This window comes from Acetobacter conturbans, assembly GCF_011516755.1.
GTDB classification, from domain to species: Bacteria; Pseudomonadota; Alphaproteobacteria; order Acetobacterales; family Acetobacteraceae; genus Acetobacter; species Acetobacter conturbans.
Map to the genome: position 1 here is coordinate 1 of NZ_WOSY01000058.1, position 2,006 is coordinate 2,006.

The 2,006-nt window shown below is 61.4% G+C and carries 3 protein-coding genes; all 3 read left to right on the plus strand.

Annotated features, from left to right (window positions below; genetic code table 11):
• Nucleotides 1–112: 112 nt before the first annotated feature.
• The 3 genes from GOB81_RS17245 (at nucleotide 113) to GOB81_RS17930 (ending at nucleotide 1,890) form a co-directional block, all read left to right on the plus strand.
• Nucleotides 113–1,165: a hypothetical protein gene (locus GOB81_RS17245; protein WP_173571448.1), complete on the plus strand. Its 1,053-nt coding sequence runs from the start codon at nucleotides 113–115 to the stop codon at nucleotides 1,163–1,165.
• A gap of 169 nt (nucleotides 1,166–1,334) precedes the next feature.
• Nucleotides 1,335–1,703, plus strand: coding sequence for a hypothetical protein (locus GOB81_RS17850; RefSeq protein ID WP_173571447.1), 369 nt, complete (start codon nucleotides 1,335–1,337; stop codon nucleotides 1,701–1,703).
• 64 nt (nucleotides 1,704–1,767) lie between these two features.
• Complete coding sequence (locus tag GOB81_RS17930) at nucleotides 1,768–1,890, plus strand: hypothetical protein (RefSeq protein WP_277876935.1); 123 nt, start codon at nucleotides 1,768–1,770, stop codon at nucleotides 1,888–1,890.
• The last annotated feature ends 116 nt before the right edge of the window (nucleotides 1,891–2,006 follow it).

The following is a 2,006-nucleotide window of genomic DNA, read 5'->3' on the forward strand; positions in this document are numbered from 1 at the left end:
CTTCAACATCAAAGAAACCAGACTGCTTCATATCGCCATTCCCTCAATCAACGCAGAAGAAATAGAATCATACAGAAGACCTCAAAACCAGGGGGTTTTTAGAACCCTCCACGTGATGGGGTATTTCCTCAACCCCAACACCTTGAAGATCGACGAAATCCCGTTGCGTCCGCAGGCGACTGGCGAACAGAGGGCCACTACGCCCCCGCGCAGCATTGCACCCACAAGTGTCGCGGCGCCCAAAGAGCGGGCGGCCATTTCTGGCACTGGTCTGGCTATGATGGGCCTGATCCGCACACAGGCGTTGCACGCGGCGCTCGACGCGGTTGTCGAGGATGCGGACCCGTGGGATCTGGTTGCGGCCTTGCTGCTGGCGCTTGGCGGCAGGAATGTCACCGTGCAGACCCCTGAACGCGCGCCTTATGGTCAGATGAGCCGACAGGAGACCGCACTGGCCACGCTGTTCCCCGAAGGTGTGCTGGTCCGTGATCCTGCACTCCTACGACAGGAAGCGGTGGCCGTGCTCAAGAACGTCGCCAACTGTACGATCAGCCAGCACAGCGGCAGCGGTCTGACGGCCCAGCTCATGGGGCTGATGTTCGACGCTGATGGGCAGATGCCCAATATGGCGTTCGACGATTTCCTCAAATGCTTCAGCAAGCCCGGCATCATGGAAGCGGGCAAGACACTGAACCTGCCGCCCCGAAACACCGGCAAGGAGATGCGTCACGCTATCATGGCGCATGTGGGGGCTGAGGGGCGGTGGGTGCCCGAGCAGGCCGGGTTTGGGTCTGCTGCCAAGGACTGGAAAGTGGAACAGGCCGCCATGGTGCGTAACGCTGAAAGGCTGGCCTCTCTGAGAGGCGGTGATGAGGGCGACGACGAAGAAGAGGGCGAATTTGACCACCTGCTTCCCGTTGAAGAAGAACTGTATGGAACTGGTCTGGAAGGGTCGGACGAGGCTGAGACTACGCTCTCAGAAACCGCTGACGCAGGCGAGGCCCATGACCCTGAAGAACAGGAAGAAGACGCGGCCGAACTGAAGGACGCTCTGCTTGAACAGGCCGCCGAGGCCCTGACGTCGGACGTTGCCGATGCTGACGCGCGGGCTGCAGTGAAAGCCCATCTGGACAGCCACCTTGAGGTGGTACGGATCGCCGCCTGACGGCGGTAACTCCCAGACCAAAATCCAAAAAACACAGACCAGACAGCGCGCCTGCCAGAACGGAGCCGCGCGTTCAAACGGTGGGGCTTCGCTCCCGGCGCTGCGCGCCGCGTTTGAGCGCGCGGCCGCCGTCCCGGCAGGCAGCAGGTATTCAGAAAAGGAGAATGCCATGCGTCCGATTGCCTTCCTGCCTCCCGCGGCCAAAAGGCCCACCCCGTCACGCTGGGCCTGTGTGGACGCTTCCGTAACGTGCCGGCGCTGCCATCACGAATGGCCCGCTGGTGATCCGGCCTACCAGATGGCGTGTCGTGGCTGTGGGGCGCTGTCTGGCCAGCCCTGCTGCCGCCCAGAGGGCGGGAACGAGCGCGTGTGCTTCCAGCGTGATCAGGACGCGCGCAGGGCCGGGTTGCTGATCCCCTGCGAGGGGCTGAGCTGGGACGGCCGCCACGACAAGCCCCTGAAGCTCTCCCTGAGCCGCTCACCTGACGCGCGCGCGGTGCTGAGCGGTGCGCCTCCCGCCCATCGTTTTGCTGCCTGACCCAATGCAGGGAGGCCCGACCGCCAGCCTGCATCCAGAGAAAACAGAACAAGGACTAAAACTGATGACCGAGACACTGACGATGCTTGAACAGATGGATCGCTACACTCGCCTCAAGCGCGAAACCCGGACTGAAGACAGAGTGTTGATTTTCACTGAGAACTGGGTTCTTCCGCACTTTTCGTGATGATGTTTTTTGATTATGCGGGCTGAAGGACACGCGCCCTGAGGAGTTCGAAGCCTGCTCTTCCGAACATGGTTCGCTTGATCATTTTCAGTCGGCTGATCTGTCCTTCAACCGGG